This is a genomic window from Laedolimicola intestinihominis (genome assembly GCF_040096155.1).
GTDB lineage: Bacteria > Bacillota > Clostridia > Lachnospirales > Lachnospiraceae > Laedolimicola > Laedolimicola intestinihominis.
Genome location: NZ_JBBMFE010000001.1, coordinates 212,675 through 229,817, shown reverse-complemented (window position 1 = coordinate 229,817; position 17,143 = coordinate 212,675). Strand labels below are relative to the sequence as shown.

Annotated in this window: 17 protein-coding genes and 1 riboswitch; of the genes, 3 read left to right on the top strand and 14 right to left on the bottom strand. The window is 51.9% G+C overall.

Going from position 1 to position 17,143, the window contains the following annotated elements:
- Positions 1–180: 180 nt before the first annotated feature.
- Positions 181–1,014, bottom strand: coding sequence for an N-acetylmuramoyl-L-alanine amidase (locus tag WMO29_RS00920; protein WP_349163364.1), 834 nt, complete (start codon positions 1,012–1,014; stop codon positions 181–183).
- Positions 1,015–1,140: 126 nt separating this feature from the next.
- Between WMO29_RS00920 and WMO29_RS00915 the strand changes: the two genes are divergently transcribed.
- Together WMO29_RS00915 and WMO29_RS00910 are read left to right on the top strand one after the other, a co-directional pair.
- The gene (locus WMO29_RS00915; RefSeq protein ID WP_178038227.1) at positions 1,141–1,512 is read left to right on the top strand and encodes a CidA/LrgA family protein; all 372 of its coding nucleotides are present in this window, start codon (positions 1,141–1,143) and stop codon (positions 1,510–1,512) included.
- Positions 1,505–2,185: an LrgB family protein gene (locus WMO29_RS00910; protein ID WP_178038226.1), complete on the top strand. Its 681-nt coding sequence runs from the start codon at positions 1,505–1,507 to the stop codon at positions 2,183–2,185. Before WMO29_RS00915 ends, WMO29_RS00910 begins: the two co-directional genes overlap by 8 nt.
- A 149-nt stretch (positions 2,186–2,334) precedes the next feature.
- On the opposite strand, the gene rseP is transcribed toward WMO29_RS00910, so the two are convergent.
- From rseP to WMO29_RS00875, 7 genes are all read right to left on the bottom strand, one after another.
- The gene (rseP, locus tag WMO29_RS00905) at positions 2,335–3,366 is read right to left on the bottom strand and encodes an RIP metalloprotease RseP (RefSeq protein ID WP_349163363.1); all 1,032 of its coding nucleotides are present in this window, start codon (positions 3,364–3,366) and stop codon (positions 2,335–2,337) included.
- A gap of 1 nt (position 3,367) precedes the next feature.
- Complete coding sequence (locus tag WMO29_RS00900) at positions 3,368–4,510, bottom strand: 1-deoxy-D-xylulose-5-phosphate reductoisomerase (protein WP_349163362.1); 1,143 nt, start codon at positions 4,508–4,510, stop codon at positions 3,368–3,370.
- A gap of 27 nt (positions 4,511–4,537) precedes the next feature.
- Entirely contained in the window at positions 4,538–5,347 is an 810-nt protein-coding gene (locus WMO29_RS00895; protein WP_178038223.1) for a phosphatidate cytidylyltransferase, read from the bottom strand.
- A gap of 1 nt (position 5,348) precedes the next feature.
- Positions 5,349–6,056, bottom strand: coding sequence for an undecaprenyl pyrophosphate synthase (gene uppS, locus WMO29_RS00890; protein WP_435391104.1), 708 nt, complete (start codon positions 6,054–6,056; stop codon positions 5,349–5,351).
- A gap of 130 nt (positions 6,057–6,186) precedes the next feature.
- Positions 6,187–6,741, bottom strand: coding sequence for a ribosome recycling factor (gene frr / locus WMO29_RS00885; protein ID WP_178038221.1), 555 nt, complete (start codon positions 6,739–6,741; stop codon positions 6,187–6,189).
- Positions 6,742–6,762: 21 nt separating this feature from the next.
- Positions 6,763–7,458 (bottom strand): UMP kinase, encoded by a 696-nt coding sequence (pyrH, locus tag WMO29_RS00880; RefSeq protein ID WP_178038220.1) that lies wholly within the window; start codon positions 7,456–7,458, stop codon positions 6,763–6,765.
- A gap of 177 nt (positions 7,459–7,635) precedes the next feature.
- Positions 7,636–8,988 (bottom strand): alanine/glycine:cation symporter family protein, encoded by a 1,353-nt coding sequence (locus WMO29_RS00875; RefSeq protein ID WP_349163360.1) that lies wholly within the window; start codon positions 8,986–8,988, stop codon positions 7,636–7,638.
- A gap of 118 nt (positions 8,989–9,106) precedes the next feature.
- Positions 9,107–9,219: riboswitch (glycine riboswitch) on the bottom strand.
- A gap of 196 nt (positions 9,220–9,415) precedes the next feature.
- Between WMO29_RS00875 and WMO29_RS00870 the strand changes: the two genes are divergently transcribed.
- Positions 9,416–11,077: a diphosphate--fructose-6-phosphate 1-phosphotransferase gene (locus WMO29_RS00870; protein WP_178038218.1), complete on the top strand. Its 1,662-nt coding sequence runs from the start codon at positions 9,416–9,418 to the stop codon at positions 11,075–11,077.
- Between the two features lie 50 nt (positions 11,078–11,127).
- Here the strand turns inward: WMO29_RS00870 and WMO29_RS00865 are convergent, their stop codons facing one another.
- The 6 genes from WMO29_RS00865 to WMO29_RS00840 all read right to left on the bottom strand — a co-directional run bounded on the left by WMO29_RS00865 (position 11,128) and on the right by WMO29_RS00840 (position 17,132).
- Entirely contained in the window at positions 11,128–11,838 is a 711-nt protein-coding gene (locus WMO29_RS00865; protein ID WP_349163359.1) for an ABC transporter ATP-binding protein, read from the bottom strand.
- Positions 11,839–11,851: 13 nt separating this feature from the next.
- A complete protein-coding gene (locus tag WMO29_RS00860; RefSeq protein WP_178038217.1) occupies positions 11,852–12,610 on the bottom strand; it encodes an ATP-binding cassette domain-containing protein in 759 nt (252 codons plus the stop codon).
- 1 nt (position 12,611) lies between these two features.
- Entirely contained in the window at positions 12,612–13,676 is a 1,065-nt protein-coding gene (locus WMO29_RS00855; protein WP_349163579.1) for a branched-chain amino acid ABC transporter permease, read from the bottom strand.
- Between the two features lie 9 nt (positions 13,677–13,685).
- The gene (locus WMO29_RS00850) at positions 13,686–14,567 is read right to left on the bottom strand and encodes a branched-chain amino acid ABC transporter permease (RefSeq protein WP_178038234.1); all 882 of its coding nucleotides are present in this window, start codon (positions 14,565–14,567) and stop codon (positions 13,686–13,688) included.
- A gap of 264 nt (positions 14,568–14,831) precedes the next feature.
- The gene (locus WMO29_RS00845; RefSeq protein ID WP_349163578.1) at positions 14,832–16,025 is read right to left on the bottom strand and encodes an ABC transporter substrate-binding protein; all 1,194 of its coding nucleotides are present in this window, start codon (positions 16,023–16,025) and stop codon (positions 14,832–14,834) included.
- Positions 16,026–16,154: 129 nt separating this feature from the next.
- Positions 16,155–17,132 carry an NYN domain-containing protein gene (locus WMO29_RS00840; RefSeq protein ID WP_349163358.1) on the bottom strand — a complete coding sequence of 326 codons (978 nt, stop codon included), beginning with the start codon at positions 17,130–17,132 and terminating at the stop codon, positions 16,155–16,157.
- Positions 17,133–17,143 lie beyond the last annotated feature (11 nt).

Sequence of the window (17,143 nt, the reverse complement as noted above, 5' to 3'; positions counted from 1 at the left end):
GCCTGCTTCCTGCGCCTCTTAAATCCCGGCGCTGACTGATATTCATTGTAAAGGGGGAATGTGTTTGTTTTTTGTAAAAGGTGTGAGGAATGGGTGTAGACAGTGTGATTTTTCTGTGTTCCCGGAACTCAAAATAAGCCGGAGCGTTCCATACCGCCCCGGCTGCTATCCTCTGGAACATCAATAGGTCGTAATATAGGTATTATACCCCTTCTCCCGCACCTCCCGCTCCATGGCGATGGCGTTGCTTAGGCGCGCGTACGCGCCGATCTGCACTTTATAAAGCCCGTCATGGCAAATGATATAGGCCGGGAAGCCGTCATTTTCCAGAAGGCTTAAGAGGTTTTCGGCGTTCTCTCGCTCCCGATAGGCTCCGGCCTGAACCCGGTAGAGTTCTTCTGCCGGGACGGATGTCTCCTCCGGCTGGCCGGTCATAGACATATCGTCGGCGGACGGCGGATCAGGCACTGCTGCCACTGGCGGCTCCTCCAGGGTCTCCATGATGCCGTCGGCGATGGCCTGGGCCATGGCCTGGAAGCGGCTGTCGAACAGCTGATTATCCTTGTCGCTGTCGATGAAGCCCGCCTCCACCAGAAGGGCCGGCATCCGGGTGCTGTTTAAGACCACCAGGTTCGGGCGGATATCCACGCCCGCGTTCCGGAAGCCCAATGCCTCCAGGTTGGCGTTGATATTCTCGGCCATCTCCTTTTTAAATCCGGAATCATCATAAATCAGGGTCTGCACGCCGTTGTACTGGCCTGGATAATCCGAAGCGTTCCGGTGAATGGAGATAAACAGGTCGGCCCCCTCCTCATTGGCAATGGCTGCCTTCTGCCCCACCGACTGAGTGGCGTCCGTTGTTCTCGTATAGATCACATCATATCCATTTTCTTCCAGAATATTTCCCACTGCCACGGCCAGGCGGAGGGCGTCGTCGCTCTCCCGGCGGCCCTGGTACGCAGCGCCTGGGTTCCTTCCGCCGTGCCCTGCGTCGAGTACAATCTTTTCCACCATAAATTCTCCTGTATACTGTCTCTTTTTTCCTATCTTATGCACAGAAAAATCATCTTGTGCAATTCGCCTGTTTGGTGTATGATAGGAAACGGTTTTGACCAAAACTGACATATGAGGAGACATGTTATGAAAATCATCAAACAAGTGGGGATTATTTTCTCCATCTGCGCTTTAAGCGTGCTGATTGAGCATTTTCTGCCCTTTGCCTTTCCGGCCAGCGTCATCGGTATGATTCTGCTCTTTCTTTTTCTGTTGACCGGACTTCTGAAGATTGACCATATCCGGGAGAAATCGGACTTTCTGCTGGCCAACATGGCTTTCTTCTTTATCCCGGCAGGCGTGAATGTCATCAATTATCTGGATATTCTGAAGGCCAACTGGCTGCCCCTGCTGCTGATTTGTGTACTGACTACGATTATTACCTTTGCGGCCACAGCTTGCAGCGTGCGCTTTACCATGTATCTGCTTTCCCGCAGGAAAGGAGGCCGTCATGAGTGAACTTTGGGCTTCCCCCTATTTCGGAATTGCGCTCAGCATTCTGGCCTTCTGGGCCGGAGAAAAGCTTCAGAAGAAGCTGAAATCGCCTTTCTGCAACCCGCTGCTGATTGCAATCCTCATAATCGTGATTATTCTGCTGGTGTTCGACATTCCTTATGACAGCTACAACGAAGGCGGCGCCGTCATCAATATGTTCCTGGCTCCGGCCACAGCCTGCCTGGCGGTATCCATCTACACGAAGCTTCAGCTTTTGAAGGAAAATGCCATCCCGATTCTGGTGGGCTGCACCGCGGGCTCTCTGTCCTCCATGGGCAGCGTCTATGTGCTCTGCAAGCTGTTCGGCCTGGACGAGGCCATGACTGCCTCCCTGCTTCCGAAATCCATCACCACTCCCATCGCGGTGGAGGTCTGCCAGACCCACGGCGGCATCGTGCCGGTGACCGTCATCGCGGTGATCTTCACCGGCATCCTGGGCAGCATCCTGGCCCCGTATCTGATCAAGCTTTTCCGGGTAAAGAACCCGATTACCGCCGGTCTGGCCATTGGAGCCTGCAGCCATGCAGTGGGCACCTCGAAAGCCATTGAGCTTGGCGAGACCGAGGGCGCCATGAGCGGCCTGGCCATCGGCGTGTGCGGAATCCTGACCGTGATCATTTCCATGGTACTTTTATAAAATATTGCATTGACAAACAAAAGCGGGAAGGCTCTCAAAAGTCCTTCCCGTTTTCTTATGCTTCGGTACATCTGCTCACAGTCCGTATTTTCCGTTTTCCGTTCATCTCGGCATTTTTTTCCCTTTTGAAACATCCTTTTTCAATGCTTCTACAAAATATTCCGGAAATCATTGAACATTACCACCAGCATCAACGCCATCAGAAGCATCAGCCCCACAAAATGCACCATGCCTTCCTTCTCCGGGTCGATTCGTTTACCGCGTCGCAGGACTTCCAGAAAGAGAAACACCAGCCGTCCGCCGTCCAGGGCCGGGATAGGCAGCAGATTCATCACGCCCAGGTTGGCTGACAGGAGAATCGAAATATTCAGCATATTCAGCCATACGTAGAAACCGCCGTCCGACTTGCTGGCCTCATAGGTCTCTCCAATGGTATTCACAATTCCCACCGGACCGGAGATATCGTCGGCGCTCACCTGGCCGTGGAACATCATAGCCAGACTCTTCAGCGTGGTGCTGATCCAGTATTTCACCTCATAAGCGCTGTAATATGCCTTCTGGAAAATATTTCCTTTTGTCCGCATGCCGGAGCCCTGAAAGCCCAGCAGATACGTGCCATACTCGCTCATTTTCGGCTCCAGTGTTACCGCGTGACGCTGGCCATTCCGCTCATAGGTCACGGTCACAGTCTCCCCCTGATGCATCTGCACGTAGAGACTGACCTCCCGGTACACGTGGATATGTGTCTTATTCATCTGCACAATCCGGTCTCCCGGCTGCATGCCCGCCTCCGCCGCCGGATAGCCGTCCATGACCGCCACGATGTCCGGCGCGTCATAGCCGATGCTGCCGACGATAAAAAGCGACAGGAAGAAGGCCAGTATAAAATTGAAAATGGGACCTGCCGCCACCACGGAAATCCGGGTCCAGACGGATTTGCTGCCGAAGGAATTCTCCTCGTTGCTCTCCCCGTCCTCTCCCACCATCATGCAGGAACCGCCGAAAGGCAGAAGCTTCACCGAATACCGAGTTTCGCCGATCTGTTTGCTGAAAAGCCTGGGACCCATGCCTAATGAAAATTCTGTCACGCCGATACCGCCCCGCTTCGCCAGCAGAAAATGACCAAACTCATGAAACAGCACGATCAGACTGAATATCAGAAGCGCAAGTATAATCTTCAACTTACCACCTGCTTTCGATAAATTCGTATACCGCCTGCTCTGTATCCAGAATCTCTTCCACAGACGGATTCTCTTTTACTGTATGATGTCCCATACAGGTCTCGATAATCTCCGGAATCTGCAGATACGCAATCTTCCGATCCAGAAATTTGGCTACCGCCTGCTCATTAGCCGCATTGTAGACCGTGGGCATGGAACCGCCCGCTGCCGCTGCGTCAAAGGCAAGCTTCAGCCCCCGGAACGTTTCCATATCCGGCTTTTCAAAGGTAATCTCCTGCAATTTCCAGAAATCCAGACGCTCGCCCGGCAGGAAGCGCCGCTCCGGGTAATACAGGGCATACTGAATCGGCAGCTTCATATCCGGTGTGCCAAGCTGGGCAATCACCGCGCCGTCCACAAATTCCACCATGGAATGGATGATACTTTTGGGCTGTACCACGATCTGGATATCCTTTGGTTCCACGCCAAAAAGCCATTTGGCCTCCATCATTTCCAGACCCTTATTCACCAGAGTAGAAGAATCGATGGTAATCTTCCGGCCCATGGCCCAGTTGGGATGCTTCAGGGCGTCCTCCACCTGGATATTCTTCAGATCCTCCTGCTTCTTTCCACGGAAGGGTCCGCCGGAGGCTGTCAACAGAATTTTCTTAAGCTGGCTGCGGTTTTCTCCGTTCAGGCACTGGAAAATGGCGCTGTGCTCGCTGTCCACCGGCAGAATCTTCACGCCGGTCTCCTTCGCCAGTGGTATAATGATATGCCCTGCGGTTACCAATGTTTCCTTATTGGCCAGTGCAATGTCCTTTCCCGCTTTCATGGCCGCAATAGTAGGAACAATTCCTATCATTCCCACGATGGCCGTCACGACAATTTCCGCCTCCGGCAGAGTGCAGACCCGGATGAGACCGTCCATACCGGATACCACCTTCACATCCAGATCCTTCACTGCGTCGCGCAGCTCTTTCGCCTTTTCCTCGGTCCAGACTGCCACCAGACGGGGATGGAATTCCCGGATCTGCTCCTCCAGCTTCTTGATATTGCTTCCGGCTGCCAGAGACACAATCTCCAGATCACCGTTATTTCTCGCCACTTCCAGGGTCTGGGTCCCGATGGAGCCCGTAGAGCCCAAGATTGCTATTTTTTTCATCGTATTCTCCTCATTGTTTTTTGGAACTTATCGACTGAACACCAGCAGGGTCAGCGCATAAATAATCGGTGCGGTAAAAATAACGCTGTCGAACCGATCCAGAATACCGCCATGACCCGGAATCAGATGTCCATAGTCCTTAATGTTATGATTTCGCTTGATTGCGGAAGCCGCCAGATCGCCAATCTGGGATACTGCTCCGCCTGCCGCGCACAGAATCACGCAGCCCCGGATGTCCAGGTCAAAAATCATACCGTAGATGGCGCCTAAAAGCGCCGCGCCCACGATACCGCCGATGCCGCCCTCAATGGATTTCTTCGGACTTAAAATCGGAGCCATTTTGTGCTTCCCGATGAGCATACCCACCGCATAGGCACAGGTATCGCAGCCCCAGGAACAGATAAAAATCAGGAAATACACGATAGGCGTATTCTTTCCCTCAATGGGAACCATACGGGTCTGGTACAGAAATGAAAGCATCAGCGCCACATATACCAGTCCGAAAAAGGGCGCGGTGATTTCATCGGTCTTATACTTCGGAAAGGTCACCACATAGACGCCCATCAGCACCATCAAGAAAGCTACCAGAAGCAGCGGACCCGCCAGATTCAGAGCCTCGCCCATGTATACAGTTCCGTAATAAAGCACCACGAAAATCATGCCCCAGATACCCGGCGCTTTTTTCTCCAGGCCAAATACCTGCAGGAACTCCCAGTATCCAATCAGGGAAATCAGCAGTGTGAATCCGAACAGCACCGGGCCGCCCACGATACCGGTGGAAATAATAATCGCCAGCAGTACAATACCGCTTATCAGCCTTGTAAAAAACGACTTCATCTTATTCCTCCCTTACGCCGCCGTAACGCCGGTCACGCTTATTATATGCCAGAACGGCCTTTTCCAGCTCCTCTTTGGAAAAATCCGGCCAGTGTACATCGGTAAAATAAAACTCGGAATAAGCCAGCTGCCATAAGAGATAGTTGGACAGCCGCTGCTCCCCGCTGGTGCGGATCAGCAGATCCGGATCCGGGATGCCTGCGGTATCCAGGTACTCTGCAAAGGTCTCCTCGCTGATATCCGCTGCGCTTAATTTTCCCGCATCCCGATCTGCCGCCATTTTCTTCATGGCTCGTACCATCTCGTCCCGGCTGCCGTAGTTAATGGCAATCTGGAAATTCAGGCCGTCGTTATCCTTCGACGCCTCCTCCAGCTCCGCCACACTCTTCCGAATATCCTCCGCCAGTCCGGTCTTGTCGCCGATCACGCGAACCCGCATGTGATTCTTCTCCGCGGTCTTCAGACAGTTCTTCATATAGTTCCGCAGAAGCTTCATCAGCGCGTCCACCTCGTCCTGGGGACGCTTCCAGTTCTCTGTGGAAAAGGCGTAAACTGTCAGGTATTTGATGCCCATGTTCCAGGCTTCCCGGCAGATGGTTTCCACCGTTTTGGCTCCCTGGACATGGCCGTAATTGCGGGGCATGCCTTTGGATTTGGCCCAGCGGCCATTACCGTCCAGAATGATGGCCACATGCTGCGGAATCTTGATATCTTTTTCCATATTTTTACTTCCTCCGTGTGTCTGTTGCGGCATTGTATACAATGTCCTTGAATCGCACAATGGGACGGGCAGCACAAATACACCACCCGTCCCCTCTTATTTTTTGGCGTAAAGACCCTTATACGGTCATGATCTCCTTGGACTTCTCATCCACTGCCTTATCAATATCAGCAATGTATTTGTCCGTCATCTTCTGGGTCTTGGTCTCCAGATCCTTCATATCATCCTCGGAAATCTCATTGGCCTTGTTCTGCTTTTTGAATACTTCGTTGGCGTCGCGGCGGATATTACGGATAGCTACCTTGGCAGCCTCTCCCTTCTTCTTGATATCCTTTACCAGATCTTTTCTGCGCTCCTCGGTAAGCTCCGGGAATACCAGACGGATCACAGTACCGTCGTTGGACGGCGTGATACCTAAATCAGAAGTCATAATCGCCTTCTCGATGGCCTTAATCAGGCTCTTCTCCCAGGGCTGGATCTGCAGCATTCTGGGCTCCGGCACGGAGATATTACCAACCTGCTGAATCGGGGTCGGGGTTCCGTAGTAATCTACCTTCAGCTTGTCCAGTACATGCGGATTGGCACGGCCTGCGCGGATAGCTGTGAACTCACGAATCATAGCGTCGTAAGACTTTGTCATTTTTTCTTCATATACTTTTAATCTCTCATCCATGTTGAAATCCTCCGATTTATTTTATACAGTAATCCTGGTTCCGTTGAATTTACCTCTTACAGTGTCTACGATGCTGTTCTCTCCCTCAAGACCGAATACCAGCATCGGCATCTTATTCTCCATACACATGATGGAAGCGGTCAGATCCATCACAGCCAGACGCTTGTCAACCACCTCAGCGATGGAAATCTCGTCATACTTTTTGGCATTCGGATTCACCTTCGGGTCGCTGTCGTATACGCCGTCGATGGCCTTTGCCAGCAGAATTACGTCGGCCTCGATCTCAATGGCACGAAGGGTCGTGCCGGTATCTGTGGAGAAATAGGGGTGTCCGGTGCCGCCCGCAAAGAACGCTACGCCGCCCTCCTCCAGGAACGCTACTGCATCATCCTTGGTAAACAGTTTTGCAAAACCGCCGCATACAAAGGGGGTATATACCTGCGTCTTCATTCCCACGGAACGGAAAATCTCAGAGGTATAGATACAGTTCATAACCGTAGCCAGCATGCCAATCTGGTCCGCCTTGGTACGCTCCATATTCTCGCTGGTACGGCCTCTCCAGAAATTGCCGCCGCCAATGACAATGCCCACCTGAATGCCATCGTCCACCAGGGTCTTGACCTGCTTCGCCACGCCCAGAACCGTAGCCTCATCAAAGCCCGTGTGCTTCTCACCTGCGAGAGCCTCACCGCTTAATTTCAGTAATACTCGTTTCATGTTCGGATCTCCTTTTAGTCCGCAGCGCACGCACTGCTCAATACTAGATTTAGTATATCACACATTCCCACCCTATTTCAATGAGGGATTGCGTAAGATTTCTCTTTTCCGCCCTGAAAGCATAAAAATACCGCCGGCATCGTAATATATTCGCTGCCGACGGTGGACTTTTTCATTTTATTTTTTTCCGTATTTTTTACTGATTCCCGCAGCCACGCCGCTCAAGGCCAGAAGCGCCATGGCGTTCGGGATAACCATCAAACCGTTGAAGAAATCAGCCAGCTCCCATACCAGGTCTACCTTCAGGGTGGAGCCTACGATGATAAAGGCTACAACGATGATGGAGTAAACCTTGACTGCTTTCTTACCGAACAGATACTGCACGTTAATCTGTCCGAAGAAATGCCAGCTCAGCACGGTAGAGAAGGCGAAGAACAGAAGACAAATCGCTACGAAAATGTCGCCGAAGCTTCCGAAGCCTCTCATAAATGCTTCCTGGGTCAGGGCGATACCGCCTTTGCCGGAATCCATGGCTCCGGTGGTCAGCACAGAGAATACGGTCAGGTTCAGTACGATAAATGTATCAATGAACACGCTGATCATAGCTGTCAGTCCCTGCTCATGGGGATTCTTCGCCGCTGCCCGCGCGTGGGCGTGGGGCGTGGAACCCATACCGGCCTCATTGGAGAAAAGTCCACGGGCCACGCCGTAACGGATGGCTTCCCGCACGGTGATACCTGCCGCACCGCCGACTACCGCGGTCGGATTGAACGCGCCCACGAAAATCATTTTGAACGCGCCCGGAAGTGCGGTGATGTTCATGCCAATCAGAATCAGGCTGCCTACAATATAGATGCCCGCCATAAACGGCACGATTTTCTCCACCACTGCCGCCAATCTGGTGGTGCCGCCCACGAAGATAAACGCCGCAATCACAGCCAGAATGATACCAATGGCTACCGGCGGGATATTGATATTCCGGGATTCAAAGACGCCGGAAAATGCTGCGCCGATAGAGTTGGACTGTACCATATTGCCCATGAAGCCCAGGGCCAGAATAATAAAAATGGCGAAAATCACGGCCAGCACCCGTCCAAAGGTTCCTTTAAATGCCTGATGGATGTAGTAAACCGGTCCTCCGGTCACTTCTCCGTCTTTCTTGGTCTTATATTCCTGGGCAAGCGTCGCCTCGCCGTAAATCGTAGCCATTCCGAAGAACGCGCTGACCCACATCCAGAAGATGGCTCCCGGGCCTCCGGCGATCAGCGCCGTAGCCGCGCCGGTCAGATTACCGGTACCTACCTGAGCCGCTATGGCTGTGGCCAGAGACTGGAACGGAGTCATCTCGCCCTCCTTCCGCTCCCCGCCGGATGACTTAAAGTGACCAAATACAAGGCGGCAGCCCTCTCCGAACTTCCGTACCTGGATAAACTTCAGGCGGATCGTAAAGAAGATTCCCGTACCGCACAGGATGATGAGTAAAATCAAGCCCCACATCCATTCATTTACTGCTTTCACAAATTCCAACATCGTTTTTTCCCTCTCTTTTGTATATATTTTGCTGCGCACCGATAGTTTCCCCGATTTTTGCGCAAAAATAAGAGCTGATTTCTCAATCAGCCCTCCAAAGAGTTAGAACATTTACGCTTATGTAAGCCCTGTCCTTTTGCCTGAGAGATAGACAGCTGCAGCTCCTTTCCGAACCTGCGTCTGTGTTACACCTTCGGCGCTCATTACCTGAGACTCTCCAGAGTTCATCGATTTGTGTTTTTCGACAGTACTGACTATAGCATACTTTTGTCCGTCTGGCAAGGACTATTCATAAAATTTTTCCCATATTTCTATTTCTCTCGAAAATCCTGCACTTTTTCCCCGGTACTTGTTTACTTTTCTCCGAAAATATATTAAAATCGAACCGAACTATGTTTTACAATATTTTATAAAGGAGATTTTTGTTATGGAAATTTCAGCTTTACAGAAAGCCAGATATGAGTACGCTCCGAAGCTTCCGGGCATGCTCAGAAACGGCATCGCAGATATTTGCGTAAAAGAAGGCGAAGCAACACAGAGCGTAGCGGATCAGGACAAGATCAAAGCGCTGTTCCCGAACACCTACGGTGAGAAGGAAATCACCTTCGAGAAGGGCCAGAACACTTCTGCTCCCAAGAAGCAGGTAGTAGGCGTTATCCTTTCCGGCGGACAGGCTCCGGGCGGACACAACGTTATCTGCGGTCTCTACGACGCATTGAAGGCTACCAACAAGGAGAACGTACTGTACGGTTTCAAGGGCGGCCCCAGCGGACTGATCAACGATGATTATGTAGAGTTCGACGATGAGTTCATTAACGCATACAGAAATACCGGCGGATTCGATATCATCGGTTCCGGCCGTACCAAGCTGGAGACTGAGGAGCAGTTCGCTATCGTTTCCGAAGTTTGCAAGAAGCATGGCGTAACCGCAGTTGTTATCATCGGCGGCGACGATTCCAATACCAATGCAGCAGTTCTGGCTGAGTACTTTGCAGCACACAACACCGGCGTACAGGTTATCGGCTGCCCGAAGACCATCGACGGCGACCTGAAGAATGAGGATATCGAGTGCTCCTTCGGTTTCGATACTGCTACCAAGACCTACAGCGAGATCATCGGTAACATCGAGCGTGACGCAAACTCCGCTAAGAAGTACTGGCATTTTGTAAAGGTTATGGGAAGAAGCGCTTCTCACGTAGCTCTGGAGTGCGCACTGCAGACCCAGCCGAACATCTGCCTGATTTCTGAGGAAGTCGCTGAGAAGAAGATGTCTCTGTCCCAGATCGCTGACTACATTGCAGACTCTGTAGAGAAGAGAGCAGCAAAGGGCATGAACTTCGGTGTAGCTATCATCCCGGAGGGTGTGGTTGAGTTTGTTCCGGAGTTCTCCGTTCTGATTCAGGAGATCAACGAGCTTCTGGCCGGCAGCAAAGCTGACGAGTTCAACGCTCTGGCTACCTGGGCTGAGAAGTACGCATTTATTGAGAAGGGTCTGACCAAGGAGTCCATGGCTGTATTCGCTATCCTGCCGCAGGCAATTCAGCAGCAGCTGTTCATGGAGCGCGACCCGCATGGTAACGTTCAGGTTTCCCTGATCGAGTCTGAGAAGCTGTTCTCCTCCATGGTTGCGGCAAAGCTGGCTGAGAGAAAGGCTGCAGGCACCTACAATGGTAAGTTCAGCGCCCTGCATCATTTCCTGGGATATGAAGGAAGATGCGCATTCCCGTCCAACTTCGATTCCGATTACTGCTACTCTCTGGGTTACAACGCATTCATGCTGATTCAGTATGGCTACAACGGATACCTTTCCAAGGTTTCCAATCTGTCCAAGCCGGCTAATGAGTGGGTTGCAGGCGGTATGCCAATTACCAAGATGATGAACATCGAGAGAAGACACGGCGAAGATAAGCCGGTTATTAAGAAGGCTCTGGTTGAGCTTGACGGCGCTCCGTTCAAGTTCTTCGAGGCTCATCGTGAGCAGTGGGCTCTTGAAACCTGCTTTGTTTATCCGGGTGCTATCCAGTACTACGGACCGACTGAGGTTTGCGACGCTACGACTAAGACTCTGGCGCTGGAGCAGGCGAAATAAATTTGTAATCAAAAATCCCGTGTGGCAAATGCCACACGGGATTTTTTTAGTTATTCTCCCAAATATGCCTTCTTCACCTGGTCGTTGTCCAGGAGCATCTTGGCGTCGCCTTCCAGGACGATATTGCCGGTTTCGAGGACATAGCCACGGTCGGCGATGGAGAGGGCTTTTTTGGCGTTCTGCTCTACCAGCAGAACGGTGGTGCCACTTTCGCTTACTTCGCGGATGATGTCGAAGATTTCGTTTACGAAGATGGGGGAGAGACCCATGGAGGGCTCATCCATCAGGATGATCTTCGGGTGGGACATGAGGGCGCGGCCCATGGCAAGCATCTGCTGCTCGCCTCCGGATAATGTACCGGCCATCTGGTTTTTACGCTCTTCCAGTCTCGGAAAACGCTTGTATACACGAAGCAGGGTTTCCTCGATTTCTTCTTTGTCTTTTCTGGTAAATGCGCCCAGCTTCAGGTTGTCTAAAACGCTTAACTGCGCGAAGACGCGGCGGCCTTCGGGGACGTGGGCCATTCCCATGGATACGATTTCGTGGGCAGGGACTTTGGTAATATTCTGTCCCTCAAAGAGGATCTCGCCGTGTTTCGGGGCGATCAGGCCGGTGATGGTCTGCAGGGTGGTGGTTTTTCCTGCGCCGTTGGCTCCGATCAGTGCGATGACTTCACCCTCGTTTACCTCGAAGGAGATTCCCTTGATGGCCTGTATCATGCCATAATATACCTGTATATCTTTTACTTCCAGCATTGCCATAATTCGATTCCTCCTATTCTCCAAGGTAAGCTGTGATTACCTTCGGATCTTTCAGCACTTCTGCTGTCGGTCCCTCTGTCAGTACCTGACCGAAGTTCAGGACGGTCAGCTTCTCACAGATACCGGATACTAGCTTCATGTCGTGCTCAATCAGAAGAATCGTCATATGGAATTTATCCCGCACGAAGCGGATGGTCTTCATCAGTTCCAATGTCTCGTTGGGGTTCATACCGGCTGCCGGTTCATCCAGAAGCAGCAGCTTCGGGTCTGTGGCCAGTGCTCTTGCGATTTCCAGCTTTCTCTGCTTGCCGTAGGGCAGGTTGGACGCCTTGTAATCTGCCTCTTTATCCAGATCAAAGACCTTCAGAAGCTCCATGGCCCGCTCATTCATCTCCTTCTCCACTTTATAGTACTTCGGCAGACGAAGGATACCGGTCAGGGTAGAATATTGGTGATGATTGTGCAGTCCGACCTTTACATTGTCCAGAACCGTCAGTTCGTTGAACAGACGGATGTTCTGGAAGGTACGGGCAATGCCGTGCTTGTTGATTTCAATGGTTTTCTTGCCGGTAATATTTTCACCGTCCAGCATGATGTAGCCGTCGGTGGGCTGATAGACACCGGTCAGCAGATTGAATACGGTGGTTTTTCCTGCGCCGTTGGGGCCGATGAGACCGTACAGCTGTCCCTGTTCTATCTCCATATGGAAATCATCCACAGCGCGAAGTCCGCCAAAGGAGATTCCAAGATTCTTTACTTCCAGTAATGCCATCTTATTTTCCCTCCTCTGCTTTTTTGCCGCGTTTGAAAAACGCCTTAATGCGCTCCTGAATCTCCTGGCCTCCCTGGCTGGAGGTGAAGATCATAGTCGCGATCAGGACGACTGCGTAAATCAGCATACGGTAGTCGTTCAGGGAACGGAGGAGCTCCGGAAGCAGTGTCAGTACCACAGCCGCGATGATAGAGCCGCGGATATTGCCGATGCCGCCCAGTACTACGAATACCAGAATCATGATGGACATGTTGTAGCCGAAGTTCTTCGGCAGCGCAATCAGCGTAGACAGGTTGTGGGCGTAGAGCACGCCTGCGGTTCCTGCCAGTGCCGCAGATACACTGAAGGCCAGAAGCTTGTATTTCGTAATGTCGATTCCCACGGACTCGGCTGCGATGCGGTTATCACGGATGGCCATGATGGCGCGGCCGGTACGGGAATTGATAAGGTTGATGACGATAAATAAGGTCACCAGGATCAGGATGATTCCGATGAGGAAGGTGGAATCGTTGGGGGTTCCGGTGATTCCCTGGGGCCCCTTGATGAGCACCTGTCCGCCCGGCTCCAGGCCTAAGGACATGCTGTCCTTGGTGGATACATGGAAGCCTGCGCTGTCGCGGCCCAGGAATACGACGTTGACCACATTTTTAATAATCTCGCCGAAGGCCAGGGTTACGATGGCCAGGTAGTCGCCCTTCAGACGAAGTACCGGAATACCGATCAGGAAGCCGAACAGCGCGGCTACTGCAGTTCCCACCAGAAGTGCCAGGAAGAACCGAAGCCCCGCCGGGTGAATCATGTCAGCCGTGATCTTGGAAAACAGCGCTCCGGAAAAGGCTCCGGCGCACATGAAGCCCGCGTGTCCCAGACTCAGCTCTCCCAGGATACCTACGGTCAGGTTCAGGGAGATGGCCAGAATCACGTATACGCACAGGGGAACCAGAAGTCCCTGTAAAAGACTGGAAATCATTCCCGCCTGCATACAAAGGGTAACGATAATATATGCTGCAACGACGATTCCATATGTAATCAGATTGCTGCGGAGCTGTTTGTTTATTTTCTTCATCTTCTTCACCTACACTTTCTCCTGAATCTGCTTACCCAGAAGTCCGGTAGGCTTCACAAGCAGTACGATAATCAATACCGCGAACACAATGGCGTCTGCCAGCTGGGAAGAAATATAAGCCTTGCTTAAGATCTCGATGACGCCCAACAGAATGCCTCCGATGAAGGCTCCCGGAATGGATCCGATACCGCCGAATACCGCTGCCACGAAGGCCTTGATACCAGGCATGGAGCCGGTGTACGGGGTCAGGGCCGGATAGGAGGAGCACATCAGTACGCCCGCGATGGCCGCCAGGGCGGAACCGATGGCGAAGGTCAGGGCAATGGTCGCGTTGACATTGACGCCCATGAGCTGGGCTGCGCCGCTGTCCTCGGATACGGCCAGCATGGCGCGGCCGGATTTGGAATATTTCATAAAGGTCATCAGTCCGGCCATGATGATCAGGCAGGCCACTACAGTCACAATGGTTTCGCCGGAGATCACCAGCTTGCCGTCCATCAGCTTCAGGGCCGGGATGGTCACGACCGAAGTGAAGGACTTGGTATTTGCTCCGTAAATCAGAAGTGCTACGTTCTGCAGGAAGTAGCTGACACCGATGGCGGTAATCAGCACGGCCAGCTTGGAAGCCTTTCTCAGTGGCTTATAGGCAATCCGCTCAATCAGAACGCCCAGGACTGTACATGCCACAACGGAAAGCAGGACGCCCACTACCGGCGGCATTCCCATACCGCTGACTGCGGTAAACGCCACGTAAGCGCCGATCATAATTACATCTCCATGCGCGAAGTTCAGCATCTTCGCAATTCCATATACCATAGTGTAGCCCAGCGCGATCAGCGCGTATACGCTTCCCAGACTGATTCCATTCACCAGGTAGGATATGAATCCTATCATACATAACACCTCTTCTTTTTGTCTGTTGACGAGTTTTGCGTTCTATTATAGCATAGAAGATCTGCTCATACAACACTTTATTGTGCTAACACGGCGTATTTCCAAAAACTTTTGCGTGTCGGCTGCCTTTTCTAACCTCAGACAGAAAAAGCGAAAACGAGAGGATCCCTGTGAAGAATCCCCTCGTTGGGTTGTTTTCCTGTTCACTGCGTTCACAGTAAAACGCCTTGCGGAACAGCGTCTGTGAATCTTTGCCTGAGCTTACAGTTCTGTGTACTCTCCGTCTACAACCTTAACTACCAGCGGAGCCTTGTTCGGCTCGCCATCCTCGCCCCAGGTGATATCCTTGCCGGTGATACCGCTGTAGGATACGGAAGCCATAGCCTCTTTCATCGCGTCGCACAGATCGGATACGCTCATATCCGGTGTAGCGCCTGCTGCCTCGATAGCAGCCTTTACTACGTATACGCAGTCATAAGCGTCTGCCGCGAACTGGTTCGGAGTCTCGCTGTAAGCTGCCTCGTACTTGGATACGAAGCTCTGTACCTGCTCATCCTCAGACTTTGCTACGAACGGAGCCAGGAAAGTCAGACCCTCTGCCAGAGCGGTGTCGAAGTTCTCCACGCCCAGGATTCCGTCCATACCGTCACAGCCGAAGAAGGTCGGCTCATAGCCCTGCTTGTTGCACTCTGCCAGTACCAGAGAAGCCTCTGTGTAGTAGAACGGCATGAACAGCAGGTCTGCACCTGCGTCCTTGGACTTCTGAACCTGTACGGAGAAGTCTGTCTTCGCGTCAGCTGTAAAAGCCTCTACAGATACAATATCGAACGGCTGGTTCTCTGCCTCTGCAGCGAACGCCTCATAGATACCTGTGGAATATACGTCAGAGCTGTCGTAGATAACAGCTACCTTCTGTGCCATTCCGTTCTCGCCGATGTACTTTGCAGACTCGGTACCCTGTGTCGGGTCAGAGAAGCACATACGATATGCGTTGTCATACTGTACGCACTCTACTGCTGTTCCGGACGGTGTAATCTGGAACATGTTGTCTGCATGAGTCTTCTCAACAACTGCGATACACGGAGCACTGGTGGTGGTTCCGATGAGAACCTGCATGCCCCAGTCTTTCAGGTTGTTGTAAGCGTTGACAGCCTTCTCTGCGTCATGCTCGTCATCCTGGAAGTTATAGTCGATCTGATATCCGTTGATTCCGCCTGCCTCGTTGATCTCGTCAACTGCGATCTGAATACCGTTCTTTACAGCATTTCCGTAGATAGCAGCGCCGCCGGTAATCGGGCCGGTAGCGCCGATCTTAAATGTGTCGCTTCCTGACGCCTCAGCAGAAGAAGCTGCGGAGCTGTCTGTTGTGCTTGCGGTATCCTTGGATCCGCCGCATGCTGCGAGGGAAAGGACCATGGAACCAGCCAGAACTAAGCTTAATACCTTTTTCATAATAGTTTCCTCCTTTTGATATCCTCCGTAATCCTACGGTCACCCGCTAATTACTTGCCATCTATCTTACCCCCGCAAAATTCATTTTGTCAAGCGCTTTTTCCAACTGTTTTATTTTCCGGATATTTGCCGCTATTTTTTCTCCCGGATACTGACGCTGTTGCCGCTGACCGAAAGAGAACGGATGCTGCGCAGGAAGCTGGACAGGCGGCTGTAACCATAATCCTTGATATCAAAGGAACTGTGCTTCTTGTGAATCTCCTCGTAAATCAGGGACAGATTGTCCACCTGCCCGCCGTTTTTCTGAATGAATACCCGAATCTCCTGTTCCAGCTTTTCCCGGTCTAACTGATCGTTCAAGCCCACCGCCCAGGCCGAATCCAGCTGATAGAGAAACAGCCTCGGGCAGGTATCTTTCAGGAATACCATCAGTTTCGTGTAACCGTAATTACGTACGTCAAAATCCGTAAACCGATCGTTCAGACGGCTGCCCAGCTCGCCCAGATACGTAATTTTGCCCTTGTTCTCATTGTCGTTGATGATGGAGATCATAGCGTCCTCAATCTGTGAAAGAGGCGTCACCGCACTGGTATGCTCCTCCTCTGCCGCCTTGCTTCCCTTCTTTTGTCCGCTTATGGCGGACATTGTCTCCACGTCGCCCACTTGCTTATTGATGAGATTCAGGTGAATAAATTTATTGCAGGCCTTGGTCAGGGCCATGGGCGTCTTGGATTCCCCCATACCGATGACGTACATATTTTCCTCTCGAAGGCGCATGGCCAGACGGGTAAAATCACTGTCGCTGGTCACCAGGCAGAAGCCGTCCACCTTGCCCGAATACAGGATATCCATGGCGTCGATGACCATGGCCATGTCGGTGGAGTTTTTGCCTGTGGTATAGGAAAACTGCTGGACCGGCGTGATGGAATTCTCCAGAAGCACCTGCTCCTTCCACCCATTGGACTTACCGGACCAGTTGCCGTAAATCCGCCGGAAGGACGCGTATCCGTAGTTCTCAATCTCATTAAAAATGCTTGCCGCGTACTTTGCGCTGATATTATCTGAATCAATCAGCACCGCGAATTGTTTCTTATCTTCTATCTGTTCCATTGCCTCTTCCT

Excerpts from the sequence above, each read along its gene's own strand:
- WMO29_RS00920 (WP_349163364.1), bottom strand. The coding sequence starts at position 1,014 with ATGGTGGAAAAGATTGTACTCGACGCAGGGCACGGCGGAAGGAACCCA.
- WMO29_RS00915 (WP_178038227.1), top strand. The coding sequence starts at position 1,141 with ATGAAAATCATCAAACAAGTGGGGATTATTTTCTCCATCTGCGCTTTA.
- WMO29_RS00910 (WP_178038226.1), top strand. The coding sequence starts at position 1,505 with ATGAGTGAACTTTGGGCTTCCCCCTATTTCGGAATTGCGCTCAGCATT.
- WMO29_RS00900 (WP_349163362.1), bottom strand. The coding sequence starts at position 4,510 with ATGAAAAAAATAGCAATCTTGGGCTCTACGGGCTCCATCGGGACCCAG.
- WMO29_RS00895 (WP_178038223.1), bottom strand. The coding sequence starts at position 5,347 with ATGAAGTCGTTTTTTACAAGGCTGATAAGCGGTATTGTACTGCTGGCG.
- frr (WP_178038221.1), bottom strand. The coding sequence starts at position 6,741 with ATGGATGAGAGATTAAAAGTATATGAAGAAAAAATGACAAAGTCTTAC.
- pyrH (WP_178038220.1), bottom strand. The coding sequence starts at position 7,458 with ATGAAACGAGTATTACTGAAATTAAGCGGTGAGGCTCTCGCAGGTGAG.
- WMO29_RS00875 (WP_349163360.1), bottom strand. The coding sequence starts at position 8,988 with ATGTTGGAATTTGTGAAAGCAGTAAATGAATGGATGTGGGGCTTGATT.
- WMO29_RS00870 (WP_178038218.1), top strand. The coding sequence starts at position 9,416 with ATGGAAATTTCAGCTTTACAGAAAGCCAGATATGAGTACGCTCCGAAG.
- WMO29_RS00865 (WP_349163359.1), bottom strand. The coding sequence starts at position 11,838 with ATGGCAATGCTGGAAGTAAAAGATATACAGGTATATTATGGCATGATA.
- WMO29_RS00860 (WP_178038217.1), bottom strand. The coding sequence starts at position 12,610 with ATGGCATTACTGGAAGTAAAGAATCTTGGAATCTCCTTTGGCGGACTT.
- WMO29_RS00855 (WP_349163579.1), bottom strand. The coding sequence starts at position 13,676 with ATGAAGAAAATAAACAAACAGCTCCGCAGCAATCTGATTACATATGGA.
- WMO29_RS00840 (WP_349163358.1), bottom strand. The coding sequence starts at position 17,132 with ATGGAACAGATAGAAGATAAGAAACAATTCGCGGTGCTGATTGATTCA.